Source organism: Candidatus Krumholzibacteriia bacterium (assembly GCA_035649275.1).
Lineage (GTDB): Bacteria > Krumholzibacteriota > Krumholzibacteriia.
This window is the reverse complement of sequence record DASRJW010000128.1, coordinates 1-17,332: the sequence shown is the minus strand read 5'-3', so window position 1 is coordinate 17,332 and position 17,332 is coordinate 1. Positions and strand designations below refer to the sequence as shown.

Genomic DNA, 17,332 nt, shown 5'->3' with positions numbered 1-17,332 from the left:
TGCCGCAGGCGCGTGGCGCGGGCTGCCACGAGCGCCACCGCAGCCTCGTCGAGGGGAAGATCGCAGGCGTCCACGACCGCCGACGGCGGCCGCACCTTGAGCCGACGGCGCAGGCTCCGTTCGGAGACGAGAGCCAGCGGCGCCGTTCCCTTGCCGAGCGAGCCCGTCGCCTTGTCGGTGAGATACACCCAGAGGACCTGCGTTTCCTCGGGCTGCAGCGCTTCCAGAGCCTGGAGCAGCCGCGCCGTGCTCTGGGCGCGTGACGCCCCCTGCGCCTCGGGTGCAGGGAGGAAGAGGGCGAGGGTCAGGAGGAGAAGGCCCGCTCGAAAGCGGCCTGGACGGTGTTCGGTGCGTGGCGGCGATGAGGAACGGTGTCCCATGGACGAGTGAATTCTAATCCCCATGGCGGAGCCGAACAAGCCTTCTGCTCCCGCTCGCTCACGGTGGGCAATCCGGGCAGCAGCATCCAAGGGCCTGGCGCCCGTTGGACATGATGCAAAGGCATCCTCTACACTGGCCCGAGCCGAGGCCCCACACCCAGTGTGCTCTTGCCGCTCGCCCTCCGAGGAGCGGCTGGGGGTCCGGCACCATCGCAGTTGGTGTTTCGTCCCGGGGGAACGAAGGAAGGCGCCGAGGGACAGGCTGCCGAACCGTACGCTTTCGTTGTCCATCCAGGAGGAGGAGTCGGTATGAGACGAGTCATCGTGGGTTTGTCGGTCCTGCTGGCATTGTCGAGCGCGAGGGCTGGCGCCCAGGTACAAAGCGTCGAGATCATTCCATTCGGCGGCTACCGGTGGAGCGGCGGGATCAACAGCCTGCAGGGCGTCTCCGACTTCGACGTCAAGGATGCGGCCGCGTACGGTGTCGCCTTGGACGCCAACATGCCGCGCAACTCGGCCACAGAACTCTACTGGAGCCACTGGGAGGGCGACTGGGACGCCTCGCTGGTCGGGGGCGGGACGCGCGACGGATCCTTCAAACGCGACGACATCATGCTCAACGGCATCTGGTACGCGGCGCGGAGCGGGGCGCGGGCGCGGCCCTACTTCACTGCCGGATTGGGAGCCTCGATCTTCTGGGCCGACGACGCCGAGACCATCGGGCGCTTCGCCTGGAACATCGGGGCCGGGTTGCGACGCGACATCGATCAGAAGCTCGCCTTGCGCGCGGACTTCCGCTGGGCCCCGACCTGGATCTCCACGGGCACCGGGGTCTGGTGCGATCCGTTCTTTTGCTATCCGGTGACGGAGGGCGAGTTCTTCGACCAGTGGGAAGTCACCGGCGGGTTGATCATCAAGCTGGGAGGACACCGGTAAGCGGTTACGGCAGGAGCGTCACGGAGGCGACGTGCAGACACTCGTGCGGCTGAGCCCGGACATCACGACGAAGTCGGACCGCACCCGCCGTCGTTTCCTGCGGCGTCTCGTCGACAACCTGCGCGACGCTTTCCGCAGCGAGGGGATCGCGGCTCGCGTGGAGCCAGGCTGGGTGCGCCTCCTCTTCGAAGCCGAGGAGTCGCGGGCGCTGGAGGTGGCGTCCCGCGTCTTCGGCGTGCACTCACTTTCCCCGGTGGAAGCGCGGGACGCTTCGACGCTGGAAACGCTGGTGGAGCAGGCGGCGCCGTATTTCCTCCCGGCGGTGCAGGGGAAGACCTTCGCCGTGCGTGCCCGCACCGGCGGCAGCGCCACCTTCACCTCCCATGATCTCTGCGTCGCTCTCGGCGACCGTTTGCGCCACCACGGCAAGGTGCATCTCGACGACCCGCAGGTGACCTGTCACCTCGAGGTGCGCGGTAGCACCGCCTATCTCTTCAGCTCTTCCGTGCCGGGGCAGCGCGGCCTGCCCCTCGGCTGTGAAGGCCGCGCGGTGGCGCTCCTTTCCGGCGGCTTCGATTCCGCCGTCGCCAGCTGGATGGTGATGCGCCGGGGTGTGGCGCTGGACTTCGTCTTTTGTCGCCTCGGCGGCGCCGTGCACACTCAAGGGGCACTGCGGGTGCTGCAGATTCTCGCCGGACGCTGGGGCTACGGCACCCCTTCGACGGTGCACGTCGTGCCGTTCGAGCCCGTGGTGGAGACCATCCGTGCGCGCTGCCACCCGGCGCTCTGGCAGCTGGCGTTGAAGCGCGCCATGTACCGCGTGGCCGAGGAGGCCGGCAGGATCCACGGTGGCCACGCCATCATCACCGGCGAAGCCCTGGGCCAAGTGTCGTCGCAGACGCTCAAGAACCTGCGCGCTCTGGACGGTCGCCTTGATTTGCCGGTGCTGCGGCCCTTGGTGGGCATGGACAAAGAAGAGATCATCGCGCGTGCCCGGCTGATTGGCACCTACGACCTCTCGGCCACGGTGCAGGAGTACTGCGACATCGTGCCGAAGAAACCGGCCGTCGCGGCCCGGCCCGCCGACGTGGCCGAAGCGGAAGCCGCCCTCGAACTGGATGCGGCGGCAGTGCTGGCGCAGGGAACGACGCTCGCGGCGCGCCGCTTGCGCGAAGAGGACTGGGCGCTCGAGTCGCTGGAGATCGACACCGTCCCGGACGGCGCCGTCGTCCTCGACATCCGCGGCGAGCACGGCTACGCCGCTTGGCACTATCCCGGCGCTGAAAGACTCGACCTGGAACACGCCCTCAAGCTCGTGGGCAGTCTCGACAAGGGCCGCTGCTACGTGGCGTATTGCGAATTCGGCCTGAAGAGCGCCTTCCTGGCCGAGCGCCTGCGGGAAGCCGGCTACAACGCCTACAACTTCCGCGGCGGCCTCCGCGGCCTCCTCCGCCACGCTGCCGAGCGCCACCTGGTACCGCTAGAGCTCCTGCCCGAGAACGCCTGGCACCGCTGACCATCAGGCAGAAGACCTACCCAGAAACCGGGCCTCCCCCGACTGACGTGGGACACGAGGGTCGTTAGCCTCGTTGCCGGCCGAGATCGCGACCGAGGAGTGGAGCGGTCACAAGCCTGCCGTCCGCGGGGGCCGGGTCATGCTGAGCGTCGTTTGCTTTACGCTTTACGTCGCGGTGACATTCACGGCTCCGCCGTCGATCCCCGCCAGCTTCCTCTGGGAAGATGGCTCGACACCAACTTTCCCGATCGTGCTTCAGGTCGGGGATCCGCTCGGTGGGATGAGTCTCGGTGCGGATGGAGCTGGGCTGCCGACGCGGAGTCTCGCAGGTCTCTCCAACGACAGGAGTCTCGTCTTCAGCAGACCGTTCGATGGGACCGGGTTCTTCGAGTCTTCTTCACCCACCTTCCGGGAGTTCAGCAGCCAGCCAACCCTCCCGAGTCAGGGGTGGCTCCAACCACCGACGGAGCCCGAGACCGACGACCGCATCGAAGATGCGGTGAGGGCGGGCAGGTAGGCGGCGTAGCCCCTCAAGCCGTAGCGGCTCCGACGAGAGCCAGGGTGCGCTCGGCCACGATGCGACCTTCGTGGGTGAGGCAGGAGCCGCGCAGGATCTCGTCCTGCATGTCCACGGCGAGCTTGCCATCCTTGATCATGTTCTGCAGGAAGCTGGAGATGTTGCGCGAGTACATCTGGCTCGCGTGCCCGGCCATCGTGGCCGGCAAGTTGAGAGGGCCGAGGATGGTGACGCCGTGCACCACCACGTCCTCGCCCGGGCGGGTGAGCGCGCAGTTGCCCCCCGCCTCGGCGGCGAGATCGACGATGACGGAGCCCGCTTTCATGCTCCGCACCATGTCCTCGGTGACGAGGAGCGGCGCCCGCTGTCCCGGCACCAGAGCCGTCGTGATCACCACGTCCATCTCGCGAACGGCCTTGGAGAGCAGCTCCACCTCGCGCCGGTGCGCCTCTTCGGAGAGCGCCTTGGCGTAGCCGCCGGCGTCTTCCGTGTCCTGCTGCGGCATCTCGATCTGCAGGAACTGGGCGCCCAGGCTTTGCACCTGTTCCTTCACCGCCGGCCGCACGTCGAAAGCGCTCACCACGGCGCCGATCCGGCGGGCGGTGGCGATGGCTTGCAGCCCTGCCACACCAGCGCCGAGGATGAGCACGCGCGCCGGCGCCAGCGTCCCTGCCGCCGTCACGAGCATGGGGAAGAAGCGCGGCAAGCGCTCGGCGGCGAGCAACGCCGCCTTGTAGCCGGCGATGCTGCTCATCGACGAGAGCGCATCCATGGACTGAGCGCGAGTGATGCGCGGCACCAGCTCCATGCTGAAGCAGGTGGCCCCGGTGCCCGCGAGCACCTTGGCCAGGCCGAGATCGGCGAGGGGCGCCAGGAAGCCGATCAACACCTGACCCGCTCGCAGGCGCCTCGCTTCTTCCAGCGTCGGCGGCGCCACCTTGACCAGGACCTCGGCCTCGAAGACTTGTGCCGTGTCCACCAGGCGGGCACCGGCTTTCTCGTAGCCGCTGTCGTCGCTCCAGGCCCCGGCGCCGGCGCCTCTCTCCACCAGAAACTCGAGATTCGACTTCGCCAGGCGGGACACCGCGTCGGGCACGAGGGCGACGCGCGTCTCCCCCGGCCGTGTTTCCTTCGGGATACCGATGCGCATGCGTCCCCCTTCGACGAGTCGGCTGGCGGTCCATTTTTCTGCACAGCGGCCGCCGAGTCTAGCGAAGCACGGGCCCGCTCACAACGGCGCTCCGTGAATCCACCGACCCGCGGCCTCATTCGACGGCCGGGCAAGAACATAGGTCTGGCGCCGAAAGGCCCGGGCCGCGGCCGCTCTCGACCCGGAGGGGCCGCGGCCACCACCTGCCTCGGCCCTCGACCGCAGCGAGTGCGGCTACCGGATTGACTCCGCCCGAATCGGGAGCATAATCGACGGCGTGGACCCCATCGATGCGAAGATCATTCGGACGCTCCTCTTCGAGGGGCGTATGACCAACACACGACTGGCGCGCGAGGTGGGCCTCTCCGAATCGGCGACGCTGGAGCGCGTGCGCCGCCTGGAGACCTCGGGTGTCATCCAAGGTTACGCGGCACGCGTCGAACCCCGGCGCGTAGGCCGGGCGCTCGAAGTGATCATGGCCTTCACGCTGAAGAATCAGACACCGGAAGAGGTGTCGAAATTCAGCAGCGCTATGGCGGAATTCGACGAGGTGCTGGACTGCGCCCAAGTGCTCGGCCGCTTCGACTTCATCGCCCATGTCGCGGTGGCGGACGTCCCCGCGCTCGAGAGCTTCATCAACGCCCGACTCATCCCCCTCGGTCTGATCGACCGGATGGAGTCGCTGGCCATTCTGAAGATGCTCAAGCGCGATCACCCGCCCCTGCCGCTCATCGCGGAGTGAGGAGCTCGGTTCCGGCGAGCGCCACTCGACAAACCCTTAAAGGCCATCAGGCTCGGCCCCTGCGAGCGCCACTCATCGGACCCTTGCGGTCGGCGATGAACGCCTCCTTCGGAACCAGTCGGGGGCTTGTCGGCTTCGCCCCGCACTGTGTCCCTTGGACACAAAGCCTCCGACGCCGTCCTTTCCTCCACTGCTAACCCCTTCGGGAGCATCTGCTTCTCCATTCGTCTCTGGACAGCACGGGGATCGCAACAACGCTCCGCGTTAGTTAGAATGGTGCCGAGACACGCAGTCTCCGCGGAAGGGAGAGATGGTTCGATGCAAAAGCAGGTCGTATGGGCGGCGTTGCTCGTCTTCGGCATCGCCGTGGGCGCCCAGGCTCAAGAGAAGAAGACGGAGCACAAGTTCATCGGCGTCAAGAAGTGCGCCATGTGTCACAAGACCGAGGCGAAGGGCAACCAGTTCGCCCACTGGCAGGCGTCGAAGCACGCCAAGGCCTACGCCACCCTGGCCAGCGACAAAGCCGTCGCCCTGGCCAAGGAGAAGGGCTTGACCAAGCCGCCGCAGCAGAGTCCGGAATGTCTGAAGTGCCATGTCACCGGCTACGGCAAACCGGCGGAGCTCTTCGACGCGGCTTTCGTCAAGGAAGACGGCGTCGGCTGCGAGAGTTGCCATGGGGCGGGTGGTGACTACCAGAAGATGAACGTGATGCAGGACCGCGCCCAGTCCGTGGCTGCGGGTCTCGTGCTTCCGGACGAGAAGACCTGTACCACCTGCCACAACAAGGAAAGCCCGTCGTTCACCGCCTTCGACTTCGCCAAGGCCGTGGCCGTGATCACGCACCCGAATCCGCAGAAGAAGGCTGCCACCAAATAGCCTGCGTCCAGGAAACGAGAAGGGGCCGCGACAGCGCGGCCCCTTTCGCTGTCGATGCTTTTTTCGCCTCAGCCCTCCTGGCCGTGGCCGATGCGCACCCCACCGCTCCCGGTGGACAAGCGCACCCGCGAGGTGCCGGAGCCCACGGTGAAGCGGGCCTCGTGGCGGGGCTTGCGGCCGAGATCCACGCCTTCCAGATCCACCTCGATGCCGCCGCTCCCCGTGTCCACCTCGAAGACGGCGGAGACTTCCCGTGGCAGGCGCAGGCGGATGCCGCCGCTGCCCGTGTCCACCTCGTAGCGGCCGCCGCCTAGGCGCAAGAGCTCGAGCTCGACGCTGCCGCTGCCGGTGTCGATGAGGACGCCGTCGGCTTCGATGTCCACGGCCTCCACGCCGCCGCTCCCGGTGTCCACGTTCATCTCCTCGACGCGGGCGTCCGCCACGTCGACGCTGCCGCTGCCGGTGTCGAGCACGAGCTCGCGCGCTTCGACATTGCGCACGTCGACGCCGCCGCTCCCGGTGTCTACCAGGACGCGCTGCGCTTTGCTGATGTCGGCGAGGTCCACGCTGCCGCTCCCGGTGTCCACGTCCACGTCGCCGCGCACGCTGCCCACGTGCACCGCGCCGCTGCCGGTGTCGGCGCGGAGACGGCCTTCGAGAGCGTCCACCGTGATGCGGCCGCTCTGCGTGTCGAGGTCGAGGTCGCCGCGCACGTCACGGGCTTCCATGGCACCGACGCCGAGGAAGATGGTCACGTCCTTCCCTCCTGGGAGTAGCACCTCGACGTCCGCCCAGACTTCGATGGCGTCGCGGAAGGATTCGCCGCGCACCTCGATCTCGCGCCCGTGCAGCAGCTCGGAGAGCCAGTCGCCGTCGTGCTCACGCGCGCGGAATTGGGTGCGGCTGCCGCTGCCGAGGGCCGGGTACACGTAACGCCGGTGCTCTTCCACGGGGAAGATGATGGCGAGCTCGGCACGGTGGCCGTGGTGTTCCTCGAGCTTGAGGAGCTCCGGCGTGGCATCCCGTCCGTCCACGTGGACGCGGACGACGATGTCCTTCCCTCCGTGGCTGCCGATCCGCACCTGGCCGATCAGGTTGCCGACCCACACCTCCTCGGCCTCGAAGGTGAACTCGCGATCCAGCACCGCTCCGCGCGCCAGAGGCGGAGAAAGCAGCGCTACAGCGCCCCAAAGGAAACCGGCGGAGAGCTGCAAAGCATTGATAAAGTTCGACTTTTGCAAGGTCAGCCCTCCTGGGCTCGGGATCCCGTGGGCAGCGCCGGGAAGAAAGGGTGGCGCCCACGACGCTTGAGACGGGGCATCAGGGCGGAAGGTTGCGTTTCCGGCACTCTCCCCTGCTCTTCTTCCCAGACGCGCCCGCCACCTAAGAGGTTCCGCAGTCCCTTCGGCCACCCATTCGGTGGCGCAGTCGCTCCCGCCTGGGAGCCGGCGCCGCGCCCCTGCCACGAGCGGAGAATGCTCGCCCAGAAGTTCAGCCACCCCGACGCTCTCCAGTGCGACACCTGTCACCAGGCGCACGGGAGCGGCCAGCCTGGATTGCTGGCGGACAAGCAGGTGCAGATGTGCGGGCAGTGCCACAATGCCGCCGCGACGCATTCGCACCCGTACCAGGAACCGGCGCGGGATCCGCGCACTGGCAAGAGATCCGACCTCGATGACCTCTCAGCTCTTCTTGGCGGTCTTGGCGAAGAACGGCGCGGGGTGCCACCTCACGTTGCTGCTCTTGCACTTGGGACATTCGACCTTGGCGGTCTCGTGGGCACCGACGTTCATGTCGACCGTGAAGGTGTGTTTGCAGGCGTCGCACTGGTACTCGTACGTGGACATTCGTTTCTCCTCCTGCCTGCGCCGGCTCCCGGGGCCGCTCGCAGGCCGTCGTCGGTGTAGATAACTCCTTCCCGGGCGGCGCGGGAAGCCCTGGCTGGACACTGCACCGGGGTGGCGGATTTGCTACGCTCCCGCTAGCCTTTGCCGCCCCTTCGGGTCGAGTGCTGGTCCCGGCCGGCTGCCGGGACCCAACGGGGAGTGCCCACGATGTCCGTCGAGGCCATGAGCCGCCCAGCCCTCACGATGCTCACGGAAGACGAAGAAATGTTCCGCCAGGCGGTACGCGAGTTTGCCCTCGGCGAGGTCCGGCCGCGCGTCCGCGCCATGGAGGAGGCCGGCCGCTACGACGAGGAGCTCATCCCCGCCCTCTTCGAGATGGGACTCATGGGCATCGAGATCCCCGAGATCCACGGTGGTGCCGGCGGCAACTTCTTCCAATCCATCCTGGCGGTGGAGGAACTCTCGCGTGTCGATGCGTCCGTCGGTGTCTTCGTGGACGTGCAGAACACGCTCTTCAACAACGGCCTCCTGCGCTATGGCTCGGAGGAGCAGAAACGCATCTACGGCCCCCGCGTGGCCAAGAACACCGTGGCCGCCTATGCCTTGTCCGAAGCGGGCTCGGGCTCCGACGCCTTCGGCCTGGCGACGCGGGCACAGAAGCGCGGCAACACCTGGGTGCTCCAGGGACGCAAGCTCTGGATCACCAACGCCGGGGAAGCGGGGATCTTCCTGATCTTCGCCAACATCGACCCCAGCAAGGGTTACAAGGGCATCACGGCCTTCATCGTGGAGAAGGACGATCCCGGTTTCGGCCTGGGCAAGCGCGAGAGCAAGCTCGGCATCCGTTCCTCCAGCACCTGCGAGCTCATCCTCGACGACTGCACCGTGCCGGAACACCGCGTCCTCGGCGAGGTCGGGAAGGGCTACAAGATCGCCATCGAAATCCTGAACGAGGGGCGGATCGGCATCGGCGCCCAGATGATCGGGCTGTCGGCGGCGGCGCTGGAATACGCCTGCAAGTACGCCAAGGAGCGCAAGCAGTTCGGCAAAACGATCAGCGAGTTCCAGGCGGTGCAGCACCAGCTGGCCTACTGCGCCACCCGGCTGGAGTCGTCCCGGCTGCTGGTGTACAACGCGGCGCGCCTCAAGGACGCCGGCCAGCCCTTCCTCAAGGAAGCGGCCATGGCCAAGCTCTACTCCAGCGAGGCCGCCGAGTTCATCACCTCCGCCGCGCTGGAGATCCACGGCGGCTACGGCTACACCACGGACTACCCGGTGGAGAAGCTCTACCGCGACGCCAAGATCGGCAAGATCTACGAGGGCACGTCGTTCATGCAGCTCTCCACCATCGCCAAGGCGATCCTCAGCGACTAAACCCGAGAACCTCAGCGCGATTTGGCCGGAGGGTAGTGGCGCTGCCCGTTCCCCAGGTAGATCTGGCGCGGCCGGGCGATCTTCTGCTCCTCGTCGAGGAGTAATTCCTCCCACTGCGCCAGCCAGCCCACGGTGCGCGGGATGGCGAACATCACCGGGAACATGTCCACCGGGATTTTCATCGCCTGGTAGATGATCCCGGAGTAGAAGTCCACGTTCGGGTAGAGCTTGTGGGAGATGAAGTAGTCGTCCTGCAGAGCGATGCGCTCCAGCTCCAGGGCGATGTCCAGGAGCGCGTTCCTCCCGGTTACCTCGAACACCTGGTCGGCGATGCTCTTGATGATCTTGGCGCGGGGATCGTAGTTCTTGTACACCCGGTGCCCGAAGCCCATGAGGCGCACCTGGCCCGCCTTCACCTTCTGCACGTGCTCCGGCACACGCTGCACCGAGCCGATTTCCGCCAGCATGCGAAGCACCGCCTCGTTGGCCCCGCCGTGGAGGGGGCCATAGAGCGCTGCCGCCGCCGCCGCGGTGCAGACGTAGGGGTCGGAGAGGGCGCTGCCGACGTTGCGCATGGCGCTGGTGCTGCAGTTCTGCTCGTGGTCGGCGTGGAGGATGAAGAGCACGTCCAGAGCCCGCTCCAGCACCGGGTTCGGCCGAAACTTGAGCTCGGTCATCCGGAACATCATGCTCAGGAAGTTGCCGGTGAAGCTGAGATCGTTGTCCGGGTTCACGTAGGGCATGCCGATGCTGTGCCGGTAGGTCAAGGCCGCCAGCGTCGGCATCTTGGCGATGAGCCGCAGCGTCTGCCGCCGCCGCGAGTCCGGGTCCCGGACCGCCCGGGCTCCCTTGTAGAAGGTCGAGAGCGCTGCCACCGTGCTCACCAGCATCCCCATGGGGTGGGCGTCGTAGTGGAAGCCGTCCACGAACTTTTTGATGTTCTCGTGCACCATGGTGTGGTGCAGGATTTCCTGCACCCACGCTTCCCGCTGCTGGCGGTCAGGGAGCTCGCCATGGAGGAGGAGGTAGGCAGTCTCCAGGTAGTCGCTGTGTTCGGCCAGCTCTTCGATGGGGTAGCCACGGTAGCGGAGGATGCCCTTGTCGCCATCGATGAAGGTGATCCGGCTCCTGCAGGCGGCCGTGTTGGTGTACCCAGGGTCGTAGGTCATCAGACCGAAATCGTCGGGACTCGCCTTGATCTGGCGCAGGTCCAGAGCGCGGATCGTCCCGTCCTGGATGGGAATCTCGTACTGCTTGCCGGTCCGGTGATCGACCACCGTCAGGCGCGAATCAGGCATCACCATCTCCTCTTCGCGGCCACGGGCGCCCCATGGCCTTGGGCCATGCTTCCTACTCGTAACTAAACCGATCCACGCCTCAAAGCAACGCCTCCGCTGGGTCGATCCAGACAGGCCAGCGCGCTGCCTCGAGCAACGCCCAGCCAGCGGGGGAACGCCCTGCCCTGCCGCTGCCTCCCTGGGAACTCTTGTCCTCTCCGCGCCCGACATCTTCCAGCACGGTGCGAAGAAATACCAGCCCGTCGAGACGAGGCAATGCCCGGTTCCATGGTGGCGCTCCGCCGGCGAGGCACCGTGCTGTTCGGTTCCGGCGCTTCGTTCGTTGAGGATGCAGAAACGCCAGGGGCGGCGGCATCGGGCCTTCTGGGCCAAAGCCCCAGAGCGAGGGAAACGGTGGAGGCGATGGGCTATGCTGGGAGCGAGCCGTGACACGATCTCGAGCGCTTGCTCGGCCCGAGCTGGGCTGCGCCTGGACCTGGACGGATCGGATGGGCGGAGGACCGGACAACCGGGGCTTTGTGCAAGGGCCCTCGCCCGAGGATTCCACCTCCGTGCTCCTCGAACGCGTGCGTGCCGGCGACGAGAACGCTTTCGCACTCCTGCATGCGCGCTATGCCGCCCGGCTGCTGCGCTGGGCGAGTGGACGCTTACCCGCACCCGCGCGGGATGGCCTCGACACCCAGGACTTGGTGCAGGATGCATTCGTGCAGTGGCTCCGGCACCTCGAGGAATTCCGGCCGCGCTGGAAGGGCGCCTTCCACGGTTATCTGCGCCAGGCGATCCTCAACAAGATCCGCGACCAAGTACGGCGCGCCGGTGCCCGCGACCGTGCCCTCGCCGGGGCCGAAGACCTGCTGCCCGAATCGCCCTCGCCGCTCGCCACGCTCATCGGCCGCGAGTCCCTCGCCCGTTACGAAGCGGCGCTGTCGCGGCTGTCCGAGTCGGACCGCGAGCTCGTCGTGGCGCGGATCGAGATGGACTGCGCCTACGACGAGATCGCCGCGCTGCAGGGCAAGCCCTCGGCGGACGCGGCGCGCATGGCGGTGAAGCGGGCGCTCCTGCGCCTCGCGGAGGACATGGGGGTCGGCGATGAAGCGCAACCATGATGGGCTGCTGGAGAGCGTGAGTGGCGCCGTCTCCGACGGGGACGCGGTCGATTGGCAGGCTCGCGAGCGCGAGGCGAGCTCGGAGCGCGAGAAGCGCTGCCTCCACAACTTGCGGCTCGTGTCCGAGGTGTCGCGCCTGGCGCGCACTCTGGCGCTGCCGAGCGGCGCGAGCCCGGCGAGCCTCACCGGGGCAGAGCGCGCGGTCTCACGGGTTCGCGTGCGATCGATGGCCGAGGAAGAAACGATCGTCTCGGAGACCGGTCCGCGCGGAGCACTGGACGCCGCCGACGAGACCTTGCCCTTCGAAATCTGGGGATCCCTCAAGCTGCTGGAGCACATCGGCAGCGGCGGCTCCGCCGCGGTGTACCGCGCCTGGGACCAGCGCTTGCACCGGCAGGTGGCGCTCAAGCTGCTGCGGCCGGATCTGTCGCTGGACCCGGATTGGGAGTCGCGCTTCCTCGCCGAAGGCCGGTTGCTGGCGCGCGTCGAGCACCCGCACGTGGTGCGCATCTACGGCCTGGAGACGCACGCCGGTCGCATCGGCATCTGGATGGAGCTCGTCCATGGCACGAGCCTGGCCGACGTCCTCACCGAGCGCGGCACCCTCGGCGTCGCGGAGGTGGTGCGCCTCGGCATCGATCTGTGCGGGGCGCTGGGAGCGATCCACGCGGCCGAGGTCATCCACCAGGACATCAAACCGCACAACGTGCTTCTCGACACCAACGGTCGGGCCGTACTCATGGACTTCGGCGCCGGCCGCCTGCGGAGTGCCACCGGCGACCCTTCCCTCATGGTCGGAACGCCGCGCTACATGGCTCCCGAGCTGTTCACGGGCGTGCCGCCATCGCCCCAATCGGACCTCTACAGCCTGGGGCTGCTCCTCGCCACCCTCGTGCTGGGGCGCCATCCTGCGGCTCGCGCCGGTCGCGTCCGTCGCCGACAGCGAGAGCCGATCCGACTCGCGGCGCTTCGACTCGACCTGCCGCAGTCCTTCACCTCGTGCGTGGATCGGGCGCTCGCGGAGGACAAGCTGCAACGCTTCCCTTCGGCGGAAGCGATGCGAGAGGCGTTGGAAAAGGTCGAGTCCTCCTGGGCCGGGGCGACGAGCCGGATCGGGGAGTCGGGCATACCGGGGAGCATGACCCACACGGGGCGGCCGCGCCGCCGCCGACAGGCACCGCTCCTCGCCTTCGCGACGCTCCTCCTGATCGCAGGGGCCTACGCGGTGGCCCAACGGCTCGCAACACCCGAACCGCTCTCGGCACGCGCCGACCTTGCCGCGACGAGCGCGGGCACGAGCCGGACTTTGGAGGCGGACGCCGTGATTTCTACCCTGGACCGTCTCGAGCTCCACCTCGATCTCTCTCGCACTGCCCATGTCTACGTCCTCAACGTCGACGCCACCGGGCAAGCGGTGCTGCTCTTTCCGATGGCCGGCGGCGGGCCACAGAATCCTCTGCCGGCGCATCAGGCGCTCGTTCTGCCGGGCGAGCTGAGCGGCAAGCGCCTCGGCTGGTCGCTGAGCGACGACCTGGGTGTCGAGAAGTTCCTCATCGTGGCCAGCATCGAACGACTCGATGCCTTCGAAGCGGCGGCGGCCAAGATCCCGGCGGTCGCGCTCGGTGGCGGTTTGACCGCGACCCCGATCGCAGACGATGCCATCACGGCGCTCGTACGCGGCGTGACCGGCGTCGCCAAGATCGCGGATTCTTCTGCATCGGAAGCGCATCCGGATCTTTTCGCTCTGGCGCGCCGTTTGGCAGCGGACAAGCGCGCCAGCGGGAGCATCTGGTTGCACGAGCTCAGGGTGGAGAAACGGGGCTCGTAGCCGGCCGTAGTCGGTCAGGAGGCCGATCATGCCAGGCCCATACTTCGCATCACCCCGCCTCCGCCATGGGGCCGGCGCACTCCGACACGCGGCCGGCGTCCTCGGCAGCCTCGCAGCTGCGCGCCGCGTCGCCTGCATGGGAGCCCTGGTGATCGCAGCGTGGGGCGGAGCGTGGACAGCGTCGCTGGTGACCGCCCCCGCCCGGGCGGAGGAGACCTCGCTCGCACCCGCTGCAGCTCCGGACGCGTCCTTCGACGCCTTCCTCGCCGTGCTGGAGAAGGAGTTCGCCACGGGCGAAACGCGCTACGCGAGCGCGCGCTGCGACAGCGCCGTCGCCGACTGGGAGCGCACCCTCGCCCGACGACCGGATGCGCTCTGCGAACGCCTCGAGGCGCTCGGGACTCTTCTCGCCGATCAGCGCCAGTTCGCCACCGCAAGACCCGTGTGCCGCCGCCTCCTCGAGTTGCGCCGGAAAATGTCAGGGGAGGTTCCCGCCGTGTCTCCGGCGTATGCGCTCCTCGTGCGGGTGGAGCGCGGGCTTGGAGATCTGGCGGCGGCACGCAAGCTCACCGAGGAAGAGCTCGGCATCCTGCGACGGGGCGCGGCCGCAGACACCGCGGTGGCGCTCGCTTTCTACGGTCTCGGCAAGATCTGCTACGACCAGCATGATTACGTCGCCGCCGAGGACGCCTATCGACAGACGCTCGCGCGCTTCGAGTCTACTTCCCCACCGGACCACAAGATGGTTGTCTGGTGCCTCAACGATCTCGCCGACACCCGGCGCATCGCGGGCGATTTCGTCGCCGCGGAAAGCCTCCTCGTTCGCGCCGTGGCCGTCTCCGAGGCGCACTTGCCCCGCAACAGCGGCCACGCCCGCCTCCTCAACAATCTCGGTGCGCTCTACTGGGACCTGGACCGGCTCGATGAGGCCGAGCGCCTGTACCGCCAGGCGCTGCGGATCAGCGCCGCCGATCCCGCGGTGAAACCGCGGCGTCTGGCGACGGCCCACTTGAACCTCGGAGTGCTCACCCGCGACCAGGGCAAGTTCGAGGAGGCGGAGCCCCTCCTGCGGCAAGCCCTCGAACTCGCCCGCCTGAGCGTGCGGGTGCCGGATCCCGCCGGATTCGTCTACTTCTTGAACGAGCCGGCCAAGCTCTACGCGGCAAGCGGGAACTGGGATGAAGCCATCCGCCTGTGGGAAGAAGCGCTGGGCATTCTCTCCCATCTCGAGATTCCGCACGAGATCTACCACGCGCAGATCCTGAACGACACCGCAGAAGCGCTGCTGGCGCGGGGCGACAAGAGCCGCGCCGAGGAATTGTTCAGACAGGCACTGGAGAAGCGCGAGCGCATCCTCGGCCGGACCCACCCGGAGGTGGGAGTCACGCTCGTCGGTCTGGCGCAGGCGACGGCCGGAAAGAGCTCTGCGACTCCAGAGTGCCAAGAGCTGCTGACAAGGGCGCTCGCCATCCTGGAGCCGAGTGCGGCGTCGCCCGAGGCGGAGGCCGAGGCCTGGGCGCTCGAGGCCCATCTCGAGCGCAGCCGTGGCGACTCCAAGGCCGCGATGCACTCCCTCGAGCGGGCGCTGGCGCTGGTCGAGGAACTCCGCCCCCGGCGCGGCGGTGGGGATGCGTCGCGCATCCTCTTCCTGCAGCGCTTCGCTGATTACTACAACGACATGATCGCCTGGCTGGTGGAATCGGGGCAGACGGACGAGGCCCTCGCCTATGCCGAGAGGATCCGCGCCCGCGTCCTGCACGAGCAGCTCGCCGCCGGTCGGGTCGAGCCGCTGGCCGGGGTTCCGACCGCGACGCGGGGCCCCCTCGAGCAGCGCGAGCACGAGGCGCGGCGCCGGATCACTCGCATCCAGCAGGACATCAATCTGGCACGGGCAAATTGGACGGCGACGGATCGCGACGGTGTCGCCCGGATCGCGGCGCTCGAGAAGGAGCTGGAAGCAGCACTCCGGGACTACCGCGAGGTCACGGAAGAGATTCAGGTGCACAGCCCCGCCTGGCGGAGGTTGCTGCAGCAGCGCGACGCAGGTTTCTCTGTCCAGGTCATTCAAGAAAGGCTGCTCCGTCCGGATGAACTCCTCCTCCTCTACCAGATCGGCACCGCATCGAGCTTCCTCTTCGTCGTGCCGCCGGCTCCGGGCGAGGTCGAATGTCATGCCCTGATGCTCGCGCCCGAAGCGGCGAAGGCGGCCGGCGTCTCGCCAGGGTCGTTCGGCAGCGAAACGCTGGCCGCGCTGGTGAGCGGCAGGAATGCGATGGAACGGCCAGGGAGCGTCGTCGGCGGCATCGTGCGCCTGCGCAAGGTGACCGGCGCGGTGCCCGTCGCCGCCGAAGCGAAGCCGCTGCCGGCAGCGCAGCGCCTCGAGAAGAGCCATCTCTTGTGGAAGACCCTGGTGCCGCCCACGGTGTGGAAGCGCATCGTCGAAGCGTCAGAGGTGGTCATCGTTCCGGATGGCAGTCTGCACCAGCTGCCCTTCGAGGCGCTCGTGGTCGAGCCAGCGCCCGCGTCCGATCCGAGCTACTGGCTCGACGTCGGGCCGCCCATCCGCTACACGAACTCCATCACCACGCTCCTCGATATCACCGGGCGCGAGAGCAGCAAGAATGCCTCTCGGCGCGTGCTCACGGTCTGCGATCCGGTCTTCGACCCGAAAGAGGTCGCGTCGCTGACGGAGGATGCGAGCCCCACCGAAGTGGCGGCGAGCGGCGCCTCGGCAGGCAGCGTTCCGACCGGTGGCGTTTCGACCAGCAGCATGTCGACGAGCAACGTCCCCGACGAGGGCGAGTTCCTGCTGCGCGGCGCGGGCTTGCCCCGCTTACCGGCCACGGCACGGGAGAGCGAAGCCATCCAGAAAGCCTTCGGGCCCAAGCGAGTCGTCTGCCTGCGCGGCCTGCAGGCGACGGAATCCCGCGTCGCTGCCGAGATCGCCACGGCGCGTTACGTGCACATCGCGACGCATGGGATCGTGGACGAGAGCCACGACGACTTGCTGGCGGCCCTCCTCTTCACCCCGCCGGCCGCGGGGGCGAAGAGCGCCGCGGAAGACGGCTGCTTGCACCTTTTCGAGATCTACGAGCTACCGCTCGACTGCGAGCTGGCTGTGCTCTCGGCGTGCGAGACCGAGGCGGGCCGCCGCATCCAGGGCGAGGGCGTATTCGCGCTGTCGCGGGGCTTCCTGGTGGCTGGGGCGCAGCGGACCGTGGCGAGCCTCTGGCCGGTAGCGGATGAATCCACCGCCTTGCTGATGGCCGACTTTTTCCGCCGTGTCGCCGCGGCCGAGGCAGCTGGAAGCGCCATCGATTACACCGGTTTCCTGCGCGACGCCAAACGCGCGCTGCGCCGGCAGAGTCGCTGGTCCGAACCCTTCTTCTGGGCGCCTTTCGTGGTGAGCGGCGTTCGGTGAAAGGAAGGGAATCCGTGCCTCGCGGGAAAACAGTGTCAGCCATGGGACGACTCGAAGCATCACCACCGCACATCACCTTTCCCCCGGGGAGGCCGATCATGTACAGAGCGATTCTCGTAGCGTTACTCCTTTCCGGTTGGGTCTCCGCTGCGTCTGCGCAAAAGCGAGTGCTGATCGACGAGCCCGTCGACCGGCCCACGGCGTGGACGAGCTTCTGGATCCCCTCCACGATGTTCTTCACCGCGCGTTTCGTGGCAGATGGCTCGGAGGTGACCCTGGACTTCCGGGCTCAGCTCCGCAAGACAACCCAACCCAATCAGCCCCTGAACCAGTCGATCGAC

The 17,332-nt window shown here is 67.7% G+C and carries 15 protein-coding genes; 10 read left to right on the top strand and 5 right to left on the bottom strand.

Going from position 1 to position 17,332, the window contains the following annotated elements; translation table 11 throughout:
• Positions 1 to 380: hypothetical protein (locus VFE28_13700; protein HZM17051.1), on the bottom strand; the 380-nt coding region annotated here is incomplete at its 3' end.
• Between the two features lie 309 nt (positions 381 to 689).
• On the opposite strand from VFE28_13700, the gene VFE28_13695 reads away from it, so the two are divergent.
• The 3 genes from VFE28_13695 (at position 690) to VFE28_13685 (ending at position 3,349) form a co-directional block, all read left to right on the top strand.
• Positions 690 to 1,316, top strand: coding sequence for an outer membrane beta-barrel protein (locus tag VFE28_13695; GenBank protein HZM17050.1), 627 nt, complete (start codon positions 690 to 692; stop codon positions 1,314 to 1,316).
• Positions 1,317 to 1,347: 31 nt separating this feature from the next.
• Entirely contained in the window at positions 1,348 to 2,832 is a 1,485-nt protein-coding gene (gene thiI / locus VFE28_13690) for a tRNA uracil 4-sulfurtransferase ThiI (GenBank protein ID HZM17049.1), read from the top strand.
• Between the two features lie 73 nt (positions 2,833 to 2,905).
• The gene (locus VFE28_13685; GenBank protein HZM17048.1) at positions 2,906 to 3,349 is read left to right on the top strand and encodes a hypothetical protein; all 444 of its coding nucleotides are present in this window, start codon (positions 2,906 to 2,908) and stop codon (positions 3,347 to 3,349) included.
• Positions 3,350 to 3,362: 13 nt separating this feature from the next.
• On the opposite strand, the gene VFE28_13680 is transcribed toward VFE28_13685, so the two are convergent.
• A complete protein-coding gene (locus VFE28_13680) occupies positions 3,363 to 4,499 on the bottom strand; it encodes a Re/Si-specific NAD(P)(+) transhydrogenase subunit alpha (protein ID HZM17047.1) in 1,137 nt (378 codons plus the stop codon).
• A 277-nt stretch (positions 4,500 to 4,776) separates the two neighbouring features.
• On the opposite strand from VFE28_13680, the gene VFE28_13675 reads away from it, so the two are divergent.
• Both VFE28_13675 and VFE28_13670 read left to right on the top strand, forming a co-directional pair.
• Positions 4,777 to 5,241 carry an Lrp/AsnC family transcriptional regulator gene (locus VFE28_13675; protein ID HZM17046.1) on the top strand — a complete coding sequence of 155 codons (465 nt, stop codon included), beginning with the start codon at positions 4,777 to 4,779 and terminating at the stop codon, positions 5,239 to 5,241.
• A 318-nt stretch (positions 5,242 to 5,559) separates the two neighbouring features.
• Positions 5,560 to 6,117 carry a cytochrome c family protein gene (locus VFE28_13670; GenBank protein HZM17045.1) on the top strand — a complete coding sequence of 186 codons (558 nt, stop codon included), beginning with the start codon at positions 5,560 to 5,562 and terminating at the stop codon, positions 6,115 to 6,117.
• A gap of 68 nt (positions 6,118 to 6,185) precedes the next feature.
• Here VFE28_13670 and VFE28_13665 read toward each other — a convergent pair whose 3' ends face one another.
• Entirely contained in the window at positions 6,186 to 7,358 is a 1,173-nt protein-coding gene (locus tag VFE28_13665; GenBank protein HZM17044.1) for a DUF4097 family beta strand repeat-containing protein, read from the bottom strand.
• 441 nt (positions 7,359 to 7,799) lie between these two features.
• Entirely contained in the window at positions 7,800 to 7,964 is a 165-nt protein-coding gene (locus VFE28_13660; protein ID HZM17043.1) for a zinc ribbon domain-containing protein, read from the bottom strand.
• 207 nt (positions 7,965 to 8,171) lie between these two features.
• Here VFE28_13660 and VFE28_13655 point away from each other — a divergent pair, with 207 nt between their 5' ends.
• Positions 8,172 to 9,338: an acyl-CoA dehydrogenase gene (locus VFE28_13655; protein ID HZM17042.1), complete on the top strand. Its 1,167-nt coding sequence runs from the start codon at positions 8,172 to 8,174 to the stop codon at positions 9,336 to 9,338.
• An 11-nt stretch (positions 9,339 to 9,349) separates the two neighbouring features.
• On the opposite strand, the gene VFE28_13650 is transcribed toward VFE28_13655, so the two are convergent.
• Complete coding sequence (locus VFE28_13650; GenBank protein ID HZM17041.1) at positions 9,350 to 10,642, bottom strand: citrate synthase; 1,293 nt, start codon at positions 10,640 to 10,642, stop codon at positions 9,350 to 9,352.
• 545 nt (positions 10,643 to 11,187) lie between these two features.
• Here VFE28_13650 and VFE28_13645 point away from each other — a divergent pair.
• From VFE28_13645 to VFE28_13630, 4 genes are all read left to right on the top strand, one after another.
• Complete coding sequence (locus tag VFE28_13645; protein HZM17040.1) at positions 11,188 to 11,742, top strand: sigma-70 family RNA polymerase sigma factor; 555 nt, start codon at positions 11,188 to 11,190, stop codon at positions 11,740 to 11,742.
• Entirely contained in the window at positions 11,726 to 13,570 is a 1,845-nt protein-coding gene (locus VFE28_13640; protein ID HZM17039.1) for a serine/threonine-protein kinase, read from the top strand. Before VFE28_13645 ends, VFE28_13640 begins: the two co-directional genes overlap by 17 nt.
• 28 nt (positions 13,571 to 13,598) lie before the next feature.
• Positions 13,599 to 16,991 (top strand): CHAT domain-containing protein, encoded by a 3,393-nt coding sequence (locus VFE28_13635; protein HZM17038.1) that lies wholly within the window; start codon positions 13,599 to 13,601, stop codon positions 16,989 to 16,991.
• 98 nt (positions 16,992 to 17,089) lie between these two features.
• On the top strand, positions 17,090 to 17,332 hold a 243-nt coding region (locus tag VFE28_13630; GenBank protein HZM17037.1), incomplete at its 3' end, for a hypothetical protein.

Bases quoted from the DNA above. Each gene is read 5' to 3' on its own strand.
- VFE28_13655 (HZM17042.1), top strand. From the start codon at position 8,172: ATGTCCGTCGAGGCCATGAGCCGCCCAGCCCTCACGATGCTCACGGAA.
- VFE28_13670 (HZM17045.1), top strand. From the start codon at position 5,560: ATGCAAAAGCAGGTCGTATGGGCGGCGTTGCTCGTCTTCGGCATCGCC.
- VFE28_13650 (HZM17041.1), bottom strand. From the start codon at position 10,642: ATGGTGATGCCTGATTCGCGCCTGACGGTGGTCGATCACCGGACCGGC.
- VFE28_13660 (HZM17043.1), bottom strand. From the start codon at position 7,964: ATGTCCACGTACGAGTACCAGTGCGACGCCTGCAAACACACCTTCACG.
- VFE28_13640 (HZM17039.1), top strand. From the start codon at position 11,726: ATGAAGCGCAACCATGATGGGCTGCTGGAGAGCGTGAGTGGCGCCGTC.
- VFE28_13635 (HZM17038.1), top strand. From the start codon at position 13,599: ATGCCAGGCCCATACTTCGCATCACCCCGCCTCCGCCATGGGGCCGGC.
- VFE28_13695 (HZM17050.1), top strand. From the start codon at position 690: ATGAGACGAGTCATCGTGGGTTTGTCGGTCCTGCTGGCATTGTCGAGC.
- VFE28_13680 (HZM17047.1), bottom strand. From the start codon at position 4,499: ATGCGCATCGGTATCCCGAAGGAAACACGGCCGGGGGAGACGCGCGTC.